This window comes from Pseudomonas sp. CC120222-01a (genome assembly GCF_003097235.1).
In the GTDB taxonomy this organism is placed as follows: Bacteria; Pseudomonadota; Gammaproteobacteria; order Pseudomonadales; family Pseudomonadaceae; genus Aquipseudomonas.
The window spans coordinates 16,845-36,370 of the sequence record NZ_QEQQ01000002.1 but is presented as its reverse complement, the minus strand read 5'-3'; the positions used below and the strand labels follow the sequence as shown (position 1 = coordinate 36,370).

The following is a 19,526-nucleotide window of genomic DNA, read 5'->3' as shown; positions in this document are numbered from 1 at the left end:
GAAGGGAGAATTAAGCTGTGGCTTAATGAGGCCGCGCCGCTAGATGGCGACAGGATCGCGTACTGATTCGAATTAGGGATGCTTCGGCGACGGCGTGCAGAGGGCACTGGAGAAGCAGTGCGAGGCCGAATGTAACACTTGCTTTTTTCTGCGTCTAGTGCTCTGAAAAAGAAAAAACCCCGCATTTGCGGGGTTTTTTGCTTCGAATCACAGGTGGGCGTCGAGGAACGCGGCCAGCTGCGATTTGGACAGGGCGCCGACCTTGGTGGCTTCGACGTTGCCGTTCTTGAACAGCATCAGAGTCGGGATGCCACGCACGCCGTGCTTGGCTGGGGTTTCCTGGTTGTCGTCGATGTTCAGCTTGGCGACGGTCAGTTTGCCGTTGTAGGTAGCGGCGATGTCGTCCAGAACCGGAGCGATCATCTTGCATGGACCGCACCATTCAGCCCAGTAGTCGACCAGCACCGGGCCTTGTGCCTGCAGGACTTCGGCATCGAAGGTGGCGTCAGTGACGTGTTTGATCAGATCGCTGCTCATGGATATCTCCAGGGTCGTAAGCAAAAAAACGTGGCCCATGATAGCGGCACCCAGGCCCTACAGGAAGTCACGGACGATTGAGTGTAACTATAGTTGTGCAAGACGCCGCGAATCGAAACTGTCACACAAGTGTCATAGCATGGAATGGCACATTGCCTTGCATCAAGGCCCGGTGCGCTGCGCGTTGGCGTCAGCCAAGGATCGTGGCACGATTGCCGGGTTACCGACCGAGAACACACAGAATGCCGCATACCTCCGCGAAGAACCTGTCCCTGATCGCCGCCATCGACCTGGGCTCCAACAGCTTCCACATGGTCGTGGCCAAGGCGCACCACACCGAAATCCGCATTCTCGAGCGGCTCGGCGAGAAGGTTCAGCTGGCCGCCGGCATCGACGAAGAGCGCAAGCTCAGCGAAGAAGCCATGGAGCGAGGCCTGGAATGCCTCAAGCGTTTTGCCCAACTGATCAACGGCATGCCGGCAGGCTCCGTGCGCATCGTCGGCACCAACGCCCTGCGCGAAGCGCGCAACCGCAACGAATTCATCCTGCGCGCCGAAGCCATCCTCGGCCACCCGGTGGAGGTCATCTCCGGCCGAGAAGAGGCGCGCCTGATCTACCTCGGCGTGTCGCACACCCTGGCCGACACCCCCGGCAAGCGCCTGGTCGCCGACATCGGCGGCGGCAGTACCGAGTTCATCATCGGCCAGCGCTTCGAGCCGCTGCTACGCGAAAGCCTGCAGATGGGCTGCGTGAGCTTCACCCAGCGCTACTTCCGCGACGGCAAGATCACCCCGGCACGCTACGCCCAGGCCTACACCGCCGCACGCCTGGAGCTGATGAGCATCGAAAACGCCCTGCACCGCCTGACCTGGGACGAGGCTATCGGTTCGTCCGGCACCATCCGCGCCATTGGCGCCGCGATCAAGGCCGGCGGCCTGGGCAACGGCGAGGTCAATGCCGAAGGCCTGGCCTGGGTCAAGCGCAAGCTGTTCAAGCTGGGCGAAGTCGACAAGATCGACTTCGAAGGCATCAAACCCGACCGTCGCACCATCTTCCCGGCCGGCCTGGCGATTCTCGAGGCGATCTTCGACGCCCTTGAGCTGCAGCGCATGGACCACTGCGACGGCGCCCTGCGCGAAGGTGTGCTGTTCGACCTGCTCGGCCGCCACCACCACGAGGATGTGCGCGAGCGCACCCTGAACTCGCTGATGGAGCGTTACCACGTCGATCAGGGCCAGGCAGCACGCGTCGAACGCAAGGCTCTGCATGCCTTCGACCAGGTGGCCAAGGCCTGGAAGCTTGAGGAAGGAAACTGGCGCGATCTGCTGGGTTGGGCGGCGAAAATCCATGAAATCGGCCTGGATATCGCCCACTACCATTACCACAAGCACGGCGCCTACCTGATCGAACACTCCGACCTGGCGGGCTTCTCGCGCGACGAGCAGCAGATGATGGCCTTGCTGGTGCGCGGCCATCGCCGCAACATTCCCAAGGACAAGTTCACGGAATTCGGCGACGAAGCCGTGCAGCTGATTCGTCTGTGCGTGCTGCTGCGCTTCGCCATCCTGTTCCACCACATCCGTGGTAATCAGCAGATGCCCAAGGTGGAGCTGCAGGCCGGCGAAGACAGCCTTGAAGTGGTGTTCCCTGAAGGCTGGCTGGAACAGAACCAGCTGACCCAGGCCGACTTCGCCAACGAGGCGGAGTGGCTGGCCCGGGTCGGCTTCGTCCTCAGCGTACGTTGAGGAGCGGGTTGCTCAGGCGCTCCAGCAGGGTCGCCTGGGCACTGCGCGGGTTCTGGTTGCCGGTCGGGGTGCTGCGCACGTAGCGCCCGTCAGGCTGCAAGGTCCAGGCGTGGGTATTGTCGGTCAGATAGCCTTCCAGCTCCTTCTTCACCCGCAGCAACAGCTTCTTGCCCTCCACCGGGAAACAAGTCTCGACGCGCTTGTCGAGGTTGCGTTCCATCCAGTCGGCACTGGACAGGTAGATCTGCTCTTCGCCGCCATTGAGGAAGTAGAACACCCGCGTGTGCTCGAGGAAGCGGCCGATGATCGAGCGCACCTGGATGTTGTGCGAAACCCCCGGAATGCCTGGGCGCAGGCAGCACATGCCGCGCACCACCAGGTCGATCTTCACGCCCGACTGGCTGGCCTTGTACAACGCCTTGATGACCTTGGCGTCGGTCAGCGAATTGAACTTGGCGATGATGTGCGCCGGCTTGCCTTCCAGGGCGAACTGGGTCTCCCGGGCGATCATGTCGAGCATGCCCTTCTTCAGGGTGAACGGCGCGTGCAGCAGCTTCTTCATGCGCAGGGTCTTGCCCATGCCGATCAGCTGGCTGAACAGCTTGCCGACGTCCTCGGTGAGGGCGTCGTCGGAGGTCAGCAGGCTGTAGTCGGTGTACAAGCGAGCGTTGCCGGCGTGGTAGTTACCGGTACCCAGGTGCGCATAACGCACGATCTCGCCCTGCTCGCGGCGCAGGATCAGCATCATCTTGGCGTGGGTCTTGAAGCCGACCACGCCGTAGATCACCACCGCACCGGCGGCCTGCAGGCGGCTGGCCATCTGCAGGTTGGACTCTTCGTCGAAGCGCGCGCGCAGCTCGATCACCGCGGTGACCTCCTTGCCGTTACGCGCCGCATCCACCAACGCGTCGACAATCTCCGAGTTGGCCCCGGAACGGTACAGGGTCTGACGCACGGCGAGCACGTGCGGGTCCTTGGCGGCCTGGCGCAGCAGGTCGATCACCGGGGTGAAGGACTCGAACGGGTGCATCAGCAGGATGTCCTGCTTGCCGATCACGCTGAAAATGTTGTCGGCATTCTGCAGCAGCTTGGGGATGGCCGGGGTGAACGGCGTGTACTGTAGCTCCGGGTGGCTGTCGAGGCCGGTGATGCTGAACAGGCGGGTCAGGTTGACCGGGCCGTTGACCTGGTAGAGCTCGCTTTCGCTCAGGCTGAACTGCTTGAGCAGGTAGTCCGACAGGTGTTTCGGGCAAGTGTCGGCGACTTCCAGGCGCACGGCGTCGCCGTAGCGGCGCGAGAACAGCTCACCGCGCAGGGCGCGGGCAAGGTCGTCGACCTCTTCGGAATCCAGCGCCAGGTCGGCGTTACGGGTCAGGCGGAACTGGTAGCAACCCTTGACCTTCATGCCCTGGAACAGGTCATCGGCGTGGGCATGGATCATCGACGACAGGAAGACGTAATTGTCGCCTGGGCCACCGACTTCTTCCGGCACACGAATGACGCGTGGCAGCAGGCGCGGGGCCGGGATGATCGCCAGACCGGAGTCGCGGCCAAAGGCGTCCACACCTTCGAGCTCGACGATGAAGTTCAGGCTCTTGTTCACCAGCAGCGGGAACGGGTGGGTCGGATCGAGGCCGATCGGGGTGATGATCGGCGCGATCTCGTCGCGGAAGAAGCGGCGCACCCAAGTCTTGAGCTTCGGCGTCCAGTAGCGGCGACGAATGAAGCGGATAGCGTGCTTTTCAAGCTCCGGCAGCAACACGTCGTTGAGGATCGCGTACTGGCGCTCCACTTCGAAGTGCACCAGCTCGCTGATGCGTGCCAGCGCCTGGTGCGGCTGCAGGCCATCGGCGCCGGCCAGCTCGCGGGCGAAGTTGATCTGCTTCTTAAGGCCCGCGACGCGGATCTCGAAGAACTCGTCGAGGTTGCTGGAGAAGATCAGCAGGAATTTGAGGCGTTCGAGCAGCGGGTACGATTCGTCCAGCGCCTGCTCCAGCACGCGGATATTGAATTGCAGCTGCGAAAGTTCGCGATGAATGTACAGGCTGCTGTCGTCCAGGCTGGGGACGGCGATGGCCGGCGTCGGCGCAGGGGCCGGGGCGGCGACTTCGACCACCGGCTCCACGACCTCGGGCAGGTCTGGCGGGGTCTGTACCATCTCTTCGGGGACTGCCTGGGCATCCTTGATCGCGACAGGGGTTAGCACTTCATTATTCATCTGACGTTCCTAAGGACGTTAACGCCCTATGATCAATTGAGCGGCAAGATAAGCGCCCATTATGACGGCTGTGTTACAGCTTCGCGCAAGCCGCGACTTAAGGCTGCCGGTATTGTCCGCGTAGGAATAGTTCACGTCGAGACACATTTGGACACTTTCACGAATGCGCGCGAAGGGGTAGGCTGCGCGTTCATTTCGCCAGCACCTCAGAAAATGCTCCAACAATTCCTGCAGGATTTCGGCTACTTTGCCCTTTTTCTAGGCACCTTCTTCGAAGGCGAGACCATTCTGGTACTTGCGGGCTTCCTTGCGTTCCGCGAATACATGGACATCAAGCTGGTGGTCCTGGTGGCCTTCTGTGGCAGCTACGCTGGCGACCAGCTGTGGTACTTCATGGGCCGGCGGCACGGGCGCAAGATCCTCGCACGCAAGCCGCGCTGGCAGGCCATGGGTGACCGGGCGCTGGAGCACATCCGCCGTCACCCGGACATCTGGGTGCTGAGCTTCCGCTTCGTCTACGGCCTGCGCACGGTGATGCCGATCGCCATCGGCCTGTCCGGCTACTCGCCGCGCCGGTACCTGCTGCTCAACGGCATCGGCGCTGCCGTATGGGCCTTGGCACTGGGCCTGGCTGCCTACCACTTCGGCGCCATCCTCGAAGGCATGCTGGGCAGCATCAAGAAGTACGAGCTATGGGTGCTCGGCGGCCTGTTGCTGCTGGGCGGCCTGCTCTGGCTGCGCCGGCGTTTCCGCACCATCCGCGCCGAGCGCCGCGCGGCGGCAGACGAGCAACCCGCCAGCGCTGAGCAGCAGGTAAACACCGAGAAGCAGCCAGAACACGGGCACGACCACCGCTAAGCCCAGCGTGCCGGCCAGGTACAGCGCCGGCACCAGCGTCAGCAGGCGCGCCAGCTCCAGACGCACCGCCCACGGCCGGTTTTCCAGAGCCGCTCCCAGCACGAACAAGCCGAACGCCATCAGCGACCAGCCCAGCACCAGGGCTGCAGCTGGCACGCGCTCGGCCACATCCATCAGATAACTGCCCAGCGCGATGTAGACGGCGAATTGCGCCGTCACGTACACCTGCCACCCCCGGCCCAGGGCTATCTCGAACTTGCGGAACATCGCCAGGTTCTGTTTCGCCTGTGGATAAGCTGCCGCGACATCAGCCGGGCGCCAGCCAGTGGGCATGAACCAGATGCGCAGCTTGTCCTTCCAGCTGCGGGTGCGACGGGCATCGCTATACAGCTGGGCGTAGAACTGCAGGTTGGCCCACAGCGGGTTCCAGCTGGCCAAAGGCGTGGTCACGCCAAACACCACCGGCTCGGCCAGGTCCTCCTCCTTGAACGTGCCGAACAGGCGGTCCCAGATAATGAACACGCCGCCGTAGTTGCGATCCAAGTAGGCAGGATTCTGCGCATGGTGGACACGATGGTTGGACGGTGTGATCAGCACCCACTCAAGCCAGCCCAGCTTGGGAATGTGCCGGGTGTGTACCCAGAACTGGTACAGCAGGTTCAGCGAGGCCACGGTGATGAACACCACGGGCGGCACGCCGATCAGCGCCAGCGGCAAGTAGAAGATCCACGAGAAGATGAAACCGCTGCTGGTCTGGCGCAGCGCCGTGGTGAGGTTGTACTCCTCGCTCTGGTGATGCACCGAATGCGCCGCCCACAATATGTTGCGCTCATGGCCCAGGCGGTGCAGCCAGTAGTAGCACAGGTCGTACAGCACGAACGCCAGCAGCCAGACCCACACGGCGTTCGCCGGCAGGCGCAGCAGCGCCAGGTGCTCCCAGGCCAGCGCATAGGTCAGCAGCCCTACCCCTTTGGTCAGCAGGCCGGTACTGGTGGACAGCGCGCCAGTGCTGAGGCTGTTGATCGAATCGGCCAGGGTGAAGTTGCGCTGGCCGCGCACGCGGTCGGCAATCAGCTCTACGGCAATCAGCACGAAGAAAAACGGCACGGCCAGCAGAATCAGGTCCATGGGCAACGCTCGGTAAGGTTATCCACAGAGATTAGGATGCGCCTGCCGTAATCCCTATGGCCACATCTGCCAAACTAGAGGACATTTAGCGCCTCGAAAATGGAGTAATGAGCATGACCAAGAAAGTAGCGGTGATTCTTTCCGGCTGTGGCGTCTACGACGGCGCCGAAATCCACGAAAGCGTGATCACCCTGCTGCGCCTCGACCAGCGCGGCGCACAGGTGCAGTGCTTTGCGCCGAACATCGCGCAGATGCACGTGATCGACCACCTGACTGGTCAGGAAATGCCTGAATCGCGCAATGTGCTGACCGAGTCGGCGCGCATCGCCCGTGGCGAAGTGAAAGACATCCGCGAGGCCAAGGCCGAAGACTTCGATGCGTTGATCGTGCCGGGCGGTTTCGGCGCGGCGAAGAACCTGTCCAACTTTGCCGTGGAAGGCACTGAATGCACGGTGAACCCGGAGGTGCTAAGCCTGGCCGAAGCCTTTGCCGAGGCCTGCAAGCCGGTTGGCCTGATCTGCATCTCGCCGGCGCTGGCGGCGAAGATCTATGGCCCGGGCGTGATCTGCACCATTGGCAATGACGCGGACACCGCGGCAGCTGTGGAAAAGATGGGCGGCAAGCACGAGGAGTGCGATGTGCATGACATCGTCGAGGACACCCAGCGCAAGCTGGTGACTACCCCGGCCTACATGGTGGCCAAGTCGATCAGTGAAGCGGCCAGCGGCATCTACAAGCTGGTGGACCGGGTGCTGGAGCTGACCCACGAAGGGGCGTGATCAGCCCTTGCTGAGGCGGGTCAGGATCCGATCCAGGGCATTGGCGAAGGCCTGCTTCTCGCGTTCGCCATAGGGCGCCTGCCCTCCCCCGACCTGACCCTGCTCACGCAGCTCGGTGAACAGGTTGCGCACCGCCAGGCGCTCGCCCATGTTGCGTTCGTCGAACTCGCGGCCACGTGGGTCCAGCGCGGCGACTCCCTTCTTGATCAGGCGGTCGGCCAGCGGCACATCGCTGCAGATCACCAGCTCGCCGGGCACGGCGTGTTCGACCAGGTAATCGTCGGCCGCGTCCATGCCGCTAGGCACCACGATCAGGCGGACGATCGCGAAGGCCGGCTTGGCTACGGCCTGACCGGCCACCATCACCACTTCGAGCTGACGCTTGAGGGCAAATTTGACGATCAGGTCCTTGGCTGCCTTGGGGCAGGCGTCGGCGTCGATCCAGATGCGCATTCAGTTAAATCTCTTCATTCCTGCACTGGCCTCTTCGCGGGCAAGCCCGCTCCCTCAGGGATCGCACAGTATCTGAAACCTGTGCAGTACCTGTGAGAGCGGGCGTGCCCGCGAAGAGGCCAGCAGCATCAACCTTAAACGGCAGCCCGGCGCTTGTCGGCCAGGCGACTACGCCCATACAACACCAGAATCGCCAGCAACGCCACCGCCTGCGCACTCAGCGAGTACACATCGGGGTGAATCCCCAGCCAGTCGAACTCGAAGAACGCCACCGGCCGCGTGCCCAGCACGCCCGCCTCCTGCAGCGCCTTCACGCCATGCCCGGCAAACACCACCGACAGGGCGCACAGCAGCCCGGCGTTGATGCTGAAGAACAGCGACAGTGGCAGCTTCGCCGAACCGCGCAGGATCACCCACGCCAGGCCCACCAACAGCACCAGCGCCGTGGCACCGCCGGCCAGCACCGCCTGGTGGCCAGCTGGGCCAGCTTGCAGCCACAGGGTTTCGTAGAACAGGATCACTTCGAACAGCTCGCGATACACCGAGAAGAACGCCAGCACGGCAAAGCCGAAGCGCCCGCCGCCACTGACCAGGCTGCTCTTGATGTAGTCCTGCCAGGCGGCAGCATGGCGGCGGTCGTGCATCCACACGCCCAGCCACAGCACCATCACGCTGGCGAACAACGCCGTGCTGCCTTCCAGCAGCTCTCGCTGTGCACCGCCGACGTCGATCACATAGGCCGCCACGGCCCAGGTGGCAAAGCCTGCAACCAGCGCCAGCCCCCAGCCGATGTTGACGCTGCGTATGGCCGATTGCTGGCCGGTGTTGCGCAGGAAGGCCAGCACCGCGGCCAGAACCAGAATCGCCTCCAGGCCTTCACGCAGCAGGATCAACAGGCCGGAGATATAGCTCAGCGACCAGCTCAGGCCGTCGCTGCCCAGCAACTTGGCGGCCTGGTCGAGCTTGCTTTTCGCCTCGGCAAGGCGCTGTTCGGCCTGGGCGACCGGCACGCCGTCCTGCAGCGACTGACGGTAAGCCATCAGCGACTTTTCAGTGCTCTTGCGCGCTTCGGTGTCGATGTTGTCCAGCGAGCTTTCGACCAGCTCAAACCCTTCCAGATAAGCCGCCACCGACAGGTCGTAGGCCTGGTCGTGGTCGCCTGCACGGTAGGCCGCCAGGCTCTTGTCCAGCGTACTGGCGGTGTATTCGAGCAACTGCGACGGCCCACGCTTGACCTGCGGCGGCTGGGCGCGCTGGGCGCGGAACGCCTCGACCGACGCGGCGCCTTCGTTGGCAGCGACTTCGGCCGGGGTCTGGCGGGCCAGGTCGGCGATGTTCCAGGTCTTGTCGCCCTTGGCGGCTTCAGGCTTGGCCGTGAAGCTGGCGATGTAGGCCGCCACGTCCCAGCGCTGGCGCTCATCAAGCTGGTCCGCGAAGGACGGCATTTCGGTGCCGTCGATGCCCAGGGCCAGGGTGTTGTAAAGGTCGAACAGGCTCAACTGATCGAGACGTGCGGTGTCACGCAGGTTGGCCGGTGCCGGCTCCAGGCCTACACCTGCCGGGCCGTCACCGGCGCCGGTATCACCGTGGCAGATCGAGCAGTTCTGCGCATACAGCGAGGCGCCACGGACCGGGTCCGGAGTAATGACCGGGGCCTGGCTGACCTCGTAGGCCACCGCCAGGCGCGCGCCCAGCAGACGGGCCTGCTTGGCTACCGCTGCGCCGTCCTGGCGCTGGTCGATAGCGTGGCGCAGCACCTGTACCCCCTGTGCCAGGCCAGCTTGTTCGGCATTCGCCGGCAGGCCTTTGACCAGGTCAGCCAGCACTGCACCGAACTCCTGCTGCTCGCGGTACTCGCCATCTTCGATGACCTTGCCGTCCTGCACGGTCGGTGGGTAATCGGCGCCAATGTAGTCAAGCAGGTGCAAGGCCTTGGCTGCCTCGGCGGGCGCTTCGGCCTGCACCAGGGTGCTGCACAGCGCCAACACCGGGCCGAGCAGTACAGCCGGCAACCAGGCGAGCAGACGGGAACGGGTTTTCATGGCCAGTCTCGGACGGAATGCGAAAGAGAACATTGTTCACTTCCACTCCAGCTTGCTCAAGGTTTGCCGACGGATTTCATGAAAAATTCGGCAACAAATTGGCTGCGCAAACCCAGGATTACATCCCTTCCGAAAAATAGGGGCACTTTGCCACCGTCTGTCGGGCACTTTGCATATAATCCGCGGTCACAATGATGGCCAAACGCAACTAATGGCCAGGTGCCCGTATCTGCTCAGGGAATGAAGCTCAACGATGGGATCTCGTGTCCTCCTCCTCGCCCTGCTGGTGGCCATCCTGCAAATGACTGGCTGTGCCATGCTCCGCGACTATGACAGTGAGTTGCAGCAGACCAGCGAGCAATTGGCGACTGGCAACGTCGATGCGGCCCTCGCGCTGCTCGAAAGCCATAATCAGGACGAGAAGAAGGACCTGCTCTACTACTTCGAAAAGGGCGAATTGCTGCGTTCCAAGGGCGATCTCAAAGGCAGCCAGGACGCCTGGCGCGCCGCTGACAGCGTGGTGTTGCAGTGGGAGGAAGCGGTCAAGTTCGACACCGACAAGTACCTGAGCCAGTTCGGCACCCTCCTGATAAACGACAAGCTGCGTCGGTACGAGGGTTACGACTACGAAAAGGTCATGCTGACCACGCAGATGGCCCTCAACCTGCTGGCCGAGAATGATTTCGCCGGCGCCCGCACCGAGATCAGGAAGACCCACGAACGCGAAGCCGTGATCGCCGAAGTGCGCGACAAGGAATACCTCAAGTATGAGGAACAGGCCGAGCAGGAAGGGCTCAAGACCGAGTACAAGGACCTGCAGGGCTATCCCGTCGCCAGCCTCGACGACCCGGAAGTGATAAAGCTGAAAAACAGCTACCAGAGCGCCTTCAGTCATTACCTGGCAGGCTTCGTCTACGAAGCGCTGGGCGAGAAGGGCCTGGCCGCCCCCGGCTACCGCAAGGCCGCCGAACTGCGCCCGAACACGCCACTGCTCGAGCAGGCCCTGCTGAAGCTGGACAAACGCAGCGTCAAGGCCGGCCAGAGCGAGGTATTGATCGTGGTGCAAAGCGGCCTGGCGCCGGCCCGCGCGTCGATGAACATCCCCCTGCCGCTGACCATCGACGGCAACCTGGTGCTCACACCGTTGTCGTTCCCGATCATCCGCGAAGACACGTCTACCACCGGCGTTAGCAAGCTGTGGCTGGATGACAGGCCGCTGGACCTGACAGTGCTCAACAGCACCAGCGCCATGTCGCGCCGCGCACTGCGTGATGAAATGCCGGGGATCATCCTGCGCACCAGCGTACGCGCCATCCTCCGCGGCGCGGGGCAGAAGAAGCTGAACGAAAAAAACCCGTCGGCTGCCCTGGCTTTGAGCATCGCTTCACTGGTTGCCGAGGATGCCGACACCCGCACCTGGCGCACCCTGCCCAACGATACGCTGGTGGCCCGTGTGCGCCTGGCTCAGGGCAAGCACCAGCTGACCCTGCCGTCAGGCCAGGGCGGCGGCCACGTCAAGGTCACCATCGACCGCCCATACCAGGTAGTAAGCCTGCGGGTGATCGGCAATCAGGTATTTGCCAGCGGTGCCGCCGTCGAAGTGGCACCCCACACCCCAGCCCCGGCCACCGTCAGCCTCAAGTGACCTCAAGGATCGAACATGCGCAGAACCTGCCTCGCCCTCATCGCCGCCGCTCTGCTGGCCGGTTGCGCTTCCCAGCCGGAGCCGGGTAGTGCCGCCAGCAAGGTCGTGACCATGGGGCAACTGGATGACATCGACGTCGGCCCGATGCGCGTCGCTCGGGAAAACGGCTTTCTCACCGTCAAGGTAGCGCTGAACAATGCCAGCGGCAGCAACCAGACCCTGTTCTATCGCTTTGCCTGGCTAGATAACGACGGTTTCCCGGTGGCCGATGAAGAGGGCTGGAAAGCCCTGCCACTGTACGGTGGACAAGCCAGCTTCCTACCTGCCATCGCACCCACGCCCAAGGCGACCGATTTCCGCCTTGAAGTCCACACCCGGTAACCCTTTCCAGGAGCAGTCCCATGCTTGCACGCCTTTCCCTTGCCGCCCTCGCCATCGCCCTGGTCAGCGGCTGCAGCACCCCGTCGCCCGTGCTGGGCAGCGGCAACATCAGCTATGGCGACGCCAGGGCCGTGGAGCTTGTGACCAACGAATTCGGCTCCACCGACCTGCAGATGATCGCCGAGAGCATGACCCGCTCGCTGGCCCAGTCCGGCGTGCTGCATGGCCGCCCGGTGGTGCAGGTATACGACGTGAAGAACAAGACCAGCGAGTACATCGACACCCGCGAGATCACCACTTCGATCAAGACCCAGTTGATGAAGTCGGGTACCGCTCGGTTCGCCAGCGACAACACCGACATGCAGAGCCAGGTCGACCAGCTGCAACTGCAGAACCAGAGCGGCCTGTACAAGAAGAGCACCGTTGCCAAAACCGGCAACATGATCGCCGCACGCTACCGGCTGGAAGGCTCGATCAGCTCCATCGTCAAGCGCAGCAGCGATTACAAGGACGTGTTCTACAAGTTCAGCCTGCAGCTGGTCGACGTTGAAAGCGGCCTGGCCGAATGGATGGACGAGAAAGAAATCCGCAAGACCACGGAGCGCTGAGCGATGAAAGCATGGATGGCAGTGATCGGCCTGGCCTGGGCGTTTTCGGCACACGCGGCGCCCATGCTCGCGGTCACCGACCTGGCCTACGAAGCACGTGTGGAAGAATACATCCACACCGTCAACGCCCAGAACGATGGCCAGTCGAGCCCGTACAACAGCAGCCACTCGTCGAGTTACAGCGAGTACGAAAGCAGCAAGGGCTACATCGAGCAGACCGAGCTGCGCAATTTCGGCGGCGACATCAAGGGCGAGATCCTCAAGACCGGGCTGTTCCAGCTGGTGCAAGGCAAACCATACACCGCCTCGTCCGGTGAGGACGTGCATGACGTGATCGCGCGGATCAAGGCCGGCGCCTTCCCCGGCGCCGACTACGTGCTGTTCGGCACCCTCTCGGACATCGACTTCCAGCGCGATGTCGGCGCGCTGGCCAATACCAGCAGCTACTCGTCGGTGCTGGCCCTGAGCGTGGTGGCCGACTTCAGCCTGATCGACACCCGCACCTTCGAGATCACCTCGGCGTTCACGGCCATGGGTGAGGGGCAGGACACCAAGCTGGTCAGCAGCCGGGACCGCCAGGTGACGCCGAACCGCCCGCGGGTGGTACGTGAAGTGTCCAAGGAGCTGGGCATGGACGTGGCGCGGCAGATGGTCGAACAGTTGCGTGGGTCGCCCAATGACCGGGAAGCGCCCACGAGCGGGCAGAATGACTTGCCGCCGGATGAGCCGGCGAAGATCTTGCGTTGAGACAGGGCCCTGGCGAAGGGCCGCTATGCGGCCCCATGTACTTGAAGTTTATTGACGAACCTTGTTCAGCCCCAGCTCCATATCGTCGATCAGCGCCTTGGCCATTTCACTGAGAATTCGCGCCGCGCTGCCGGCCATGCGGTCGTTCTCCATTTCTGCTTCGGTGGTGAGGTGGCGGATGCAGCCGAGCAACACTGATAGCTGCGAGAAGGCATGGTCAAAGGGCACGTTGGGCTTGAGGCTGAAAAGATCGAAGGTTTCCAACCCTGCCGTTACTGCGTCCTGTGGATAAGTGCTCATCCTGTCGCTCCTTGCTTTAGACGGGGAGGTCCGAGTGTTCGGCCAGGGCAGAGACCATTCGGCACAGCAGACGGATGTTCATGGCCATGGCATCACGCTGCGGGCCTGGCTCGCTGTCCAGCAGGACGCCGTAGGTTTGCTGCACGGTGAGGGTCATGGCGTGCATCAGCGCATTGCATTGCCCGGTGCCGGGTGGCGTGATGAGCGAGAAGCCGGGGATGTCGAGTTGAGGGATAGAGGTAGGAGGTGGGTCGGGGACTAGCTTTTTCATGGCGGAACTCCTGTACATGGAAATGTCCTGCCTTCCTCCTCGTCTCACGGATTTGGGTGGCAGCCGTGCACGGGGTGAGACCCGGGGTACAGGAGACCCGGCCAGGCAAAAGCCTGCCCGCGCACGACCGCCATAAGCGATGCGCCCTGTACCAAACGGGTGTCTCACGCCCGATCGCCTTGCGAGGCGACCCAGGAACAGTAGTCCGGGAGCACTTCCCAGCCAAGACAGCACCTTCCGACAGGTGCCGTAGGATAATTCGACATGAAATCAGAACTGAAGCATTTGGTTTCAAGTTCGGAGATGTCTGACAGCAAGGGACTTTAGTGGATTCAGGAGATGCCTGCCGGGAGATAGGGTGAGGGCGGACAGGTGCCTGCCGACAGGTTTGCAGCGCCTATGAGATCGAGCGCCGCCCGCGCGGCGCATCGCGGGCAAGCCCGCTCCCACATCTGTTTCGGGCCAGTCATTCCTGTGCCGCCAACAGGGACCGCCTTGTTGGCATGGCGATGCATTTCGGTGAGCGCCAATGCCGCTCCATCTGTCTCCAGACATGCACCGAGGCAGATCCTGTTGGCGGCACAGGAGATATTGCCCGAAACAGATGTGGGAGCGGGCTTGCCCGCGATGCGCCGCGCGGGCGGCGCTCGATCTCATAGGCGCTGAATGCGTCAAGGCGGACACATTTCAGCCATCACCCAATCTCAAGCCAAAACCTCACTGCTTCCACCCCCCACCCAACGCCAGGAACACACCAATCTGCCCCAACGCCACCTGGCTGTTAGCCGCCGCCAACTGCGCCCGCACATCGGTATAGGTCCGCGTCGCCTGCAGGTCGGCGAGGAACGACTCACGCCCCGCCTGGTAATACCGGTGCGTCTGATCCGCCGCTTCCTTCGCCGATTTCTCCGCCTCAGCCAGCGCATCACGCCGGTCCAGCAGGGCGCTGTACTGGGCCAGACGGGTCTGGGTCTCGCGGATGGCGTTCAGCACCACGCCGTCGAAATGCGCCAGGGCAGCCTGGGTCGAGGCTTCAGCCATGCGAATCCGCGCGCGGGTGCCGTTGGTCGGGATGCTCCAGCTGATCTGCGGGCCAAAGCCCCAGCGGTTGGTCGACGGATCGCCAAGCTCTTCAAGGATACCGATGGTGCCGACCTGGGCACCGATGCTGATGTCCGGGTACAGCGCACCCGTCGCCACGCCGATTTCGGCGGTGGCCGCCGCCAGCTGGCGTTCGGCCTGGCGCACGTCCGGGCGGCGCTTGAGCAGGGCCGCGCCGTCACCGACCGGCACCAACTGGTTGAGGTGCGGCAGCTCGGCGCAATCGGCGGTACCGGCGGGCAACTTATCCACAGGCACGGCCAGCAGCGCCGCCAGGGTGTACACGCCCGTTTCGCGCTCGGCCTTGAAACGCGGCAGTTCGGCGCGCAACGACTTGAACTGGGTCTGCGAGCGGGTGACCTGGGTTTCGTCGCCACGGCCGGCGTCGCGCAGGCGCTGGTTGAGCTTCACGCTCTGTTCCTGCAGGTCGAGCGACTCGCGGGCGATATGGAATTCCTCGTTGGCCGAGCACACCTGGGTGTAGGCCTTGACCACGTCGGCCACCAGGGTGATGCGTGCGGTGTCGGCGGCGGCCTGTACTGCGTCGGCATTGGCCTTGGCGGCCTCGGTGCCGCGCTTGAAGGTGCCCCACAGGTCGAACTGGTACGAGGCACTGATGATCGCCTCGCCGATATTGGCCACCGGTACCTTCTCCGGCAGCAGGAAGGCCTGGCCAGACTCCTGCAGGCGCTGGGCGCCGGCCTTGATGCCGCCATTGAAGCCGCCCTGGGACTCGGCCACTTCGACTTGGGCACGGGCCTTGGCGATGTTGGCCGCGGCCACGCGCAATTCAGTGTTGGCACTCAGCGCCTGGCGCACCAGTTCGTTGAGGCGTTGATCCTGATACAGCTGCCACCAGTCCTCGGGCACCGGCGCCGACACCACGCTGTCGGCATCCTGGCGCAACGGGCCGTTGAGGTCGCTGCGTTGCACCGCCGCGTCCTTCGGCACTTGGTAATCGGGGCCGACCATCATGCAGGCCCCCAGGGACAGGCAGAACCCCGCCAGGATCAGCTGTTTCATGGGCGCTGGCCCTCGAGGATCGACACGGTGGCCGTGCGCCCGGCGATCATGCGGAAGTCTGCCGGCACTTCGTCGAAGGCGATGCGCACCGGAATGCGCTGGGCCAGGCGCACCCAGCTGAACGCCGGGTTGACGTTGGGCAGCAGGTTGGCGCCGCTGACGCGGTCACGGTCTTCGATGCCGGCGGCGAAGCTCTGCACATGGCCGCGCAGGCGGGTGTTGTCGCCCATCACGCGGATGTCCACGGCGTCTCCGATGTGGATGCCGCCGAGCTTGGTTTCCTCGAAGTAGCCATCGACGTGATACGAGGCACTGTCGACCACCGACAGCACCGGGTGGCCAGCGCTGACGAATTCATGGTCACGCGGGGCGCGGTCGTTGAGGTAGCCATCTACCGGGCTGCGCACCACCGAGCGGTCGAGGTTGAGCTGGGCAGTATCGACCGCCACCTGGGCCTCGCTGACCGCCGAACGGGCGCGAGCCTCGCGGGACTGGCTCTCTTCCAGCTGCTCGGCCGCCACCAGGTTGCCGAGCTTGCGGTTACGCTGCGCTTCGCGGGACGCCTGGGCCAAGGTTTCCTGGCGCTCGCCGAGGGTCGCCTTGGCCTGGCGCAGGGCCAGGGTAAAGCGGTCCTGGTCGATGGTGAACAGCACATCGCCGCGCTTGACGGTCTGGTTGTCGCGCACCTCGACCTTCTGGATCAGGCCGGACACGTCCGGGGCAATCTGGATCACGTCGGCACGGATGTGCCCGTCGCGGGTCCAGGGGGCGAACATGTAGTACACCACCATCTGCCACACGAGCACGGCGGCGAAGGTCACTACCAGCAAGGTCAGGACCACACGGCCCAGGGTCAGCAAAGGTTTTTTCATGGCAGCATCAGGCTTCGGCAAAAGTGGTCGACCGCACCCAGCAGCACGGCATACAGGGCAACGTTGAACAGCGCCCGGTGCCAGACCAGGCGGTAGAAATGAAGGCGCACCAGCACCGCGTGCACCCCCAGGAACAGCAGGTAGGTGCCAAACATCATCACCAGCAGCGTGGGCAGGAACACCCCGCTGATATCCAGTTCACCGATCACAGGGGCGCTCCATCGAGGCCGGGGGGCAGTTGCGGTTGTTCGGCAGGCTCGAGCATCACCTCGACACCCGGCAGCAAGGCCAGGCGCAGGCCTGCCAGGGCATGCAGCAGATGAGTGCGTGCATCGCCGCGCTCGTACAGTTCATCCAGGTTCAGCGCCAGGCGCGCACGCTCCATGTTGCGCAGCAGCGCGGCCGGGGCATGCAGGCGCTCGCCAGCACGCAGGCAGGCGGCGTAATGCGCGCCGACTTCCTCGATCACTGTGCCCAGGCGCTCGCGGGCCTGCTGGCCGGCGCGCGGCATATAGGCCAGCAGGTCGAGCAGGTTCAACCCCACGCGCAGGTCACGCAGCGCCACGCCGCTGTCCTGGCCGGTCTGCGACAGGCGTGGCAGGTGCTGCATGAGGCGATCGAGCATCTGCACGCCGACCTGGCGGTGCTCGGCCAGGGTCGCCGCCTCGGTCATTTCGACGATGTCGCGCCAGACGAAGCGGGTCATGCGCTTGGCCGCCAGCTCCACGCCAAATGGGCGCATCACCAGGGTCCAGATGAAGGCGAACAGCAGGCCCACGGGGCCGGCCAGGTTGGAGTTGAGGAAGGTGAAGAAGTCAGCGTCGTAGGCGCCCTGGATGCTGATGAACGTCGAGGTGTTGACGATGGTCAGCAAGGTGCCGAGGTAGAAGCGTGGCTGCACGGTCAGGGTGCCGACACAGATGAACGGGATCGCGAAGGCCAGCACCAGCATCGGGAAGTCGTGCAGGTTGGGCAGCACCAGGAACAGGTACAGGCTGGAGAAGATCACCGACATCAGGGTCCAGAAGAAGAACCGGTAGATCTGCGGCGCCGGGTCGTCCATGGCGGCGAAGAAGCTGCACGACACGGCGGCAAGGATCACCGCACTGGCGCCGTCGTTCCAGCCCAGTCCGATCCACAGGCCACAGGCGACGACGATCGCCAGCACTGTGGAGACCACCGAGTAGAGCATCAGGCCACGGTCGAAGAACGCCGTCAGCCGGCCCAGGCGCCAGTGGCGGTAGACCGCGCGCCAGGGGTTGGGGTCGTCGGTGCGCAGGGCGTGCTGCAAGGAGCAGCAGTCCTGCCACAGGTCAGCCCATTCGGTGAGGCGGTAAAGGGCGTTGGACAGCAGCAGCTCGGCACGCTGGTCGAGGGCGGCGGCGCCGGGCTGCAGGCGGTCGATCTGCTCGTGCAGGGCGGTCCAGCGGGCTATGGAGGCACTGTCGGCGGTGCCTTTGAGCCATTCGCGGGCGGCATCCAGCACCGGTTGGATCTGCGCGTAATGGGCCGGGGCGCGGCCTTCGAGGGCGACCAGGGCGTCGTCGAGGGCGTCGATCACCGGTAGCAGGTGGATCATCCGCCCGCGCAGCTCGCGGGCGTTCTTCAAGGTATGCGGGCCGGCACCTTCGTGGCCGAGCTGGCCGATCATCAGCTCCAGCGAGTTGAAGGTGGTGACCATTGCGCCGCGCATGCCACCGACCTTGTCGGCGCTGGCTTCACGGGCGAGGTAGGTGTCGCTGTAGCGGATCGCCTCGGTGAACCAGCTGCCGGTGGCGCCCACTACCACCGGTGCCAGCCGGCGCGGCCAGAAAATCGCACCAACCACTGCCGCGCAGACGATCCCCAGGCAGATTTCCTGGGCCCGCGAGGACGCCACGTCGAACACCGCCAGCGGGTTGTCGACCACCGCCAGGGCAATCATCGGCAAGGTGTAGCCGGCCAGCATCAGTACGTAGTTGTTGGCCGTGCGCAGGTTCAGCGAGAGGAACAGCAGGGTGCCGGTCCACAGGGCGATGGCGATGCTCAGCAGCAACGGTGACTGCACCAGCGGCGGCACGAAGAAGATCGCCCCGGCAGCACCGAGCAGCGTACCCACGGCGCGATACACCGCCTTGGAGCTGGTCGGGCCGACGAACGGGCTGGAGACGATGTAGACGGTGGCCATCGCCCAATACGGGCGCGGCAACTGCAGCAGCAGGGCGATGTACAGGGCGATCATCGACGCGGCGAAGGTGCGCACGCCGTAGAACCAGTCGCGGGCCGGCGGCACCGAGCTGAAGAAACCGTTCATGCCACCCCGCCTGCAGTACCCAGGCCAGCGGCTTCGAAGGCACGCAACACGCGCAGCGCGGCCTGCAGGTCGGCCTCGTCGATGCCTTGCAGCACGTCATGGCGTACGCGCACCAGCTCGGCTTCGATGGCTTCGGCCAGGCGACGGCCTTCGGCGGTCAGGCTCAGGGCCTTGGCACGGCGGTCCAGCGGGTCTTCGCTGCGGCAGACCAGGCCAGCCTTGCACAGCTGGTCGAGCAAGCGCACCAGCGACGGGCTTTCCAGGCCAGCAGCCTGGGCCACGGCCACCTGGTGCACGCCATCGCCCAGGCGCACGATCATCAGCAACGGTGCGGCGCAGGCCTCGGAGATACCGTAGCCGATCAGGGCGTTGTGGCAGATGCGCCGCCAGTGGCGAGCGGCAACCACCATGCCGCTGCTGACTTGCAGGCGCAGGGAGTCAATGGACATGAGAAGAACCAAGGATATTCATAGTTTGCTAACTATCAATATACGCCTGTGCCTCCCCCTGTCGTCAACAGCGGGC

Annotated in this window: 18 protein-coding genes and 1 pseudogene; 7 read left to right on the top strand and 12 right to left on the bottom strand. The window is 64.0% G+C overall.

Annotation, left to right across the window (positions count from 1 at the left end; all coding sequences use genetic code 11):
• Positions 1-207: 207 nt before the first annotated feature.
• Entirely contained in the window at positions 208-537 is a 330-nt protein-coding gene (gene trxA, locus N430_RS03045; RefSeq protein WP_110632652.1) for a thioredoxin TrxA, read from the bottom strand.
• 242 nt (positions 538-779) lie between these two features.
• Between trxA and ppx the strand changes: the two genes are divergently transcribed.
• Positions 780-2,282 carry an exopolyphosphatase gene (ppx, locus tag N430_RS03040; RefSeq protein WP_110632648.1) on the top strand — a complete coding sequence of 501 codons (1,503 nt, stop codon included), beginning with the start codon at positions 780-782 and terminating at the stop codon, positions 2,280-2,282.
• Here the strand turns inward: ppx and ppk1 are convergent.
• Positions 2,269-4,500 carry a polyphosphate kinase 1 gene (gene ppk1, locus N430_RS03035; RefSeq protein WP_110632645.1) on the bottom strand — a complete coding sequence of 744 codons (2,232 nt, stop codon included), beginning with the start codon at positions 4,498-4,500 and terminating at the stop codon, positions 2,269-2,271. The genes ppx and ppk1 overlap by 14 nt on opposite strands.
• Positions 4,501-4,713: 213 nt before the next feature.
• Between ppk1 and N430_RS03030 the strand changes: the two genes are divergently transcribed.
• Entirely contained in the window at positions 4,714-5,358 is a 645-nt protein-coding gene (locus N430_RS03030; RefSeq protein WP_165837332.1) for a DedA family protein, read from the top strand.
• A 501-nt stretch (positions 5,359-5,859) separates the two neighbouring features.
• On the opposite strand, the pseudogene N430_RS29635 reads toward N430_RS03030, so the two are convergent.
• Positions 5,860-6,486 (bottom strand): annotated as a pseudogene (locus tag N430_RS29635) (sterol desaturase family protein); the annotation flags it as partial.
• A gap of 113 nt (positions 6,487-6,599) precedes the next feature.
• Between N430_RS29635 and elbB the strand changes: the two are divergent.
• The gene (elbB, locus tag N430_RS03020) at positions 6,600-7,265 is read left to right on the top strand and encodes an isoprenoid biosynthesis glyoxalase ElbB (RefSeq protein ID WP_110632638.1); all 666 of its coding nucleotides are present in this window, start codon (positions 6,600-6,602) and stop codon (positions 7,263-7,265) included.
• On the opposite strand, the gene N430_RS03015 is transcribed toward elbB, so the two are convergent.
• A complete protein-coding gene (locus N430_RS03015; protein WP_103446197.1) occupies positions 7,266-7,718 on the bottom strand; it encodes a YaiI/YqxD family protein in 453 nt (150 codons plus the stop codon).
• Positions 7,719-7,852: 134 nt separating this feature from the next.
• Complete coding sequence (locus N430_RS03010; protein ID WP_110632635.1) at positions 7,853-9,793, bottom strand: cytochrome c/FTR1 family iron permease; 1,941 nt, start codon at positions 9,791-9,793, stop codon at positions 7,853-7,855.
• 220 nt (positions 9,794-10,013) lie between these two features.
• Between N430_RS03010 and N430_RS03005 the strand changes: the two genes are divergently transcribed.
• Genes N430_RS03005 through N430_RS02990 form a run of 4 tightly spaced genes read left to right on the top strand, consistent with a single transcriptional unit; the run spans position 10,014 to position 13,141 of the window.
• Positions 10,014-11,405 carry a COG3014 family protein gene (locus N430_RS03005; protein ID WP_110632632.1) on the top strand — a complete coding sequence of 464 codons (1,392 nt, stop codon included), beginning with the start codon at positions 10,014-10,016 and terminating at the stop codon, positions 11,403-11,405.
• A gap of 15 nt (positions 11,406-11,420) precedes the next feature.
• The gene (locus N430_RS03000; protein WP_110632629.1) at positions 11,421-11,786 is read left to right on the top strand and encodes a YcfL family protein; all 366 of its coding nucleotides are present in this window, start codon (positions 11,421-11,423) and stop codon (positions 11,784-11,786) included.
• Positions 11,787-11,806: 20 nt separating this feature from the next.
• A complete protein-coding gene (gene lpoB, locus N430_RS02995; RefSeq protein ID WP_110632625.1) occupies positions 11,807-12,394 on the top strand; it encodes a penicillin-binding protein activator LpoB in 588 nt (195 codons plus the stop codon).
• Between the two features lie 3 nt (positions 12,395-12,397).
• Positions 12,398-13,141 (top strand): penicillin-binding protein activator LpoB, encoded by a 744-nt coding sequence (locus N430_RS02990; RefSeq protein WP_110632622.1) that lies wholly within the window; start codon positions 12,398-12,400, stop codon positions 13,139-13,141.
• Positions 13,142-13,189: 48 nt separating this feature from the next.
• Here N430_RS02990 and N430_RS02985 read toward each other — a convergent pair whose 3' ends face one another.
• From N430_RS02985 to N430_RS02945, 7 genes are all read right to left on the bottom strand, one after another.
• Entirely contained in the window at positions 13,190-13,441 is a 252-nt protein-coding gene (locus N430_RS02985; RefSeq protein WP_110632619.1) for a DUF3077 domain-containing protein, read from the bottom strand.
• Positions 13,442-13,457: 16 nt separating this feature from the next.
• The gene (locus tag N430_RS02980) at positions 13,458-13,712 is read right to left on the bottom strand and encodes a hypothetical protein (protein ID WP_110632616.1); all 255 of its coding nucleotides are present in this window, start codon (positions 13,710-13,712) and stop codon (positions 13,458-13,460) included.
• A gap of 717 nt (positions 13,713-14,429) precedes the next feature.
• The gene (locus N430_RS02965) at positions 14,430-15,836 is read right to left on the bottom strand and encodes an efflux transporter outer membrane subunit (RefSeq protein ID WP_110632612.1); all 1,407 of its coding nucleotides are present in this window, start codon (positions 15,834-15,836) and stop codon (positions 14,430-14,432) included.
• Positions 15,833-16,708 (bottom strand): HlyD family secretion protein, encoded by an 876-nt coding sequence (locus tag N430_RS02960; protein ID WP_110632609.1) that lies wholly within the window; start codon positions 16,706-16,708, stop codon positions 15,833-15,835. Before N430_RS02960 ends, N430_RS02965 begins: the two co-directional genes overlap by 4 nt.
• Positions 16,705-16,917 (bottom strand): DUF1656 domain-containing protein, encoded by a 213-nt coding sequence (locus N430_RS02955; protein ID WP_016392395.1) that lies wholly within the window; start codon positions 16,915-16,917, stop codon positions 16,705-16,707. Before N430_RS02955 ends, N430_RS02960 begins: the two co-directional genes overlap by 4 nt.
• Complete coding sequence (locus tag N430_RS02950; protein ID WP_110632608.1) at positions 16,914-19,001, bottom strand: FUSC family protein; 2,088 nt, start codon at positions 18,999-19,001, stop codon at positions 16,914-16,916. The genes N430_RS02955 and N430_RS02950 overlap by 4 nt, the downstream gene beginning before the upstream one ends.
• Positions 18,998-19,450 carry a MarR family winged helix-turn-helix transcriptional regulator gene (locus tag N430_RS02945; RefSeq protein WP_060486199.1) on the bottom strand — a complete coding sequence of 151 codons (453 nt, stop codon included), beginning with the start codon at positions 19,448-19,450 and terminating at the stop codon, positions 18,998-19,000. Before N430_RS02945 ends, N430_RS02950 begins: the two co-directional genes overlap by 4 nt.
• Between the last annotated feature and the right edge of the window lie 76 nt (positions 19,451-19,526).

Excerpts from the sequence above, each read along its gene's own strand:
- N430_RS02985 (WP_110632619.1), bottom strand. The coding sequence starts at position 13,441 with ATGAGCACTTATCCACAGGACGCAGTAACGGCAGGGTTGGAAACCTTC.
- N430_RS02945 (WP_060486199.1), bottom strand. The coding sequence starts at position 19,450 with ATGTCCATTGACTCCCTGCGCCTGCAAGTCAGCAGCGGCATGGTGGTT.
- N430_RS02990 (WP_110632622.1), top strand. The coding sequence starts at position 12,398 with ATGAAAGCATGGATGGCAGTGATCGGCCTGGCCTGGGCGTTTTCGGCA.
- N430_RS02960 (WP_110632609.1), bottom strand. The coding sequence starts at position 16,708 with ATGAAAAAACCTTTGCTGACCCTGGGCCGTGTGGTCCTGACCTTGCTG.
- N430_RS02950 (WP_110632608.1), bottom strand. The coding sequence starts at position 19,001 with ATGAACGGTTTCTTCAGCTCGGTGCCGCCGGCCCGCGACTGGTTCTAC.
- N430_RS03010 (WP_110632635.1), bottom strand. The coding sequence starts at position 9,793 with ATGTTCTCTTTCGCATTCCGTCCGAGACTGGCCATGAAAACCCGTTCC.
- N430_RS02980 (WP_110632616.1), bottom strand. The coding sequence starts at position 13,712 with ATGAAAAAGCTAGTCCCCGACCCACCTCCTACCTCTATCCCTCAACTC.
- lpoB (WP_110632625.1), top strand. The coding sequence starts at position 11,807 with ATGCTTGCACGCCTTTCCCTTGCCGCCCTCGCCATCGCCCTGGTCAGC.
- trxA (WP_110632652.1), bottom strand. The coding sequence starts at position 537 with ATGAGCAGCGATCTGATCAAACACGTCACTGACGCCACCTTCGATGCC.
- elbB (WP_110632638.1), top strand. The coding sequence starts at position 6,600 with ATGACCAAGAAAGTAGCGGTGATTCTTTCCGGCTGTGGCGTCTACGAC.
- N430_RS03015 (WP_103446197.1), bottom strand. The coding sequence starts at position 7,718 with ATGCGCATCTGGATCGACGCCGACGCCTGCCCCAAGGCAGCCAAGGAC.
- ppk1 (WP_110632645.1), bottom strand. The coding sequence starts at position 4,500 with ATGAATAATGAAGTGCTAACCCCTGTCGCGATCAAGGATGCCCAGGCA.
- N430_RS02965 (WP_110632612.1), bottom strand. The coding sequence starts at position 15,836 with ATGAAACAGCTGATCCTGGCGGGGTTCTGCCTGTCCCTGGGGGCCTGC.
- N430_RS03030 (WP_165837332.1), top strand. The coding sequence starts at position 4,714 with ATGCTCCAACAATTCCTGCAGGATTTCGGCTACTTTGCCCTTTTTCTA.
- N430_RS03005 (WP_110632632.1), top strand. The coding sequence starts at position 10,014 with ATGGGATCTCGTGTCCTCCTCCTCGCCCTGCTGGTGGCCATCCTGCAA.
- ppx (WP_110632648.1), top strand. The coding sequence starts at position 780 with ATGCCGCATACCTCCGCGAAGAACCTGTCCCTGATCGCCGCCATCGAC.
- N430_RS03000 (WP_110632629.1), top strand. The coding sequence starts at position 11,421 with ATGCGCAGAACCTGCCTCGCCCTCATCGCCGCCGCTCTGCTGGCCGGT.